The following is a 588-nucleotide window of genomic DNA, read 5'->3' as shown; positions in this document are numbered from 1 at the left end:
ATGCTGCACCTTGCGTTCGGCCTGGCCGGCGCCAGCCATGCGGCCGATGCGGCGAACGCCGCCGAATGGACCGATCCCCGGAACGGCCTGAGCTTCGTCTGGGTCCAGCCAGGCTGTTTCGACATGGGCGCTCTCCGGGCGGCGGAAGCCGCCCCCCACGGCAAGCCGCGCTCGCCGCGACAGGATGAGACCCCGCAGCACCGGGTTTGCGTGGACGGCTACTGGATGGGTCGCCACGAAGTCCGGCGCGACCAATGGCAGAACATCATGGGCGGCAGACCCGCCGCCGCGACGCCAGCCGACGACCGGCGCCCGGCGACACACGTGACCTGGCAGCAGGCCCAGGATTTCCTCGACAGGATCAATCGCGATGCCCCGCCGGGAAAACGCTTCCGCCTGCCCACCGAAGCCGAATGGGAATACGCCTGCCAGCCGGGAGAAGCGCAGTCGGACATCGAGAACAACCGCTGGGAGCGCGAGGCGGAACTGAAAAAGAGCGCCTGGTTCCGCGGCAACAAACAGGGGGCCACCGATGCCGCCGAGACCGGCACCCTCGCCCCCAACCCGCGAGGCCTGTTCGACATGCTG

The 588-nt window shown here is 69.2% G+C and carries 1 protein-coding gene; it reads left to right on the top strand.

Annotated features, from left to right (window positions below):
- The coding region (locus tag JNK74_29620) for an SUMF1/EgtB/PvdO family nonheme iron enzyme (protein MBL7650333.1) at positions 1-588 on the top strand (588 nt) is incomplete at both ends.

This window comes from Candidatus Hydrogenedentota bacterium (assembly GCA_016791475.1).
In the GTDB taxonomy this organism is placed as follows: Bacteria; Hydrogenedentota; Hydrogenedentia; order Hydrogenedentales; family JAEUWI01; genus JAEUWI01.
This window is presented reverse-complemented; position numbering and strand designations above follow the sequence as displayed.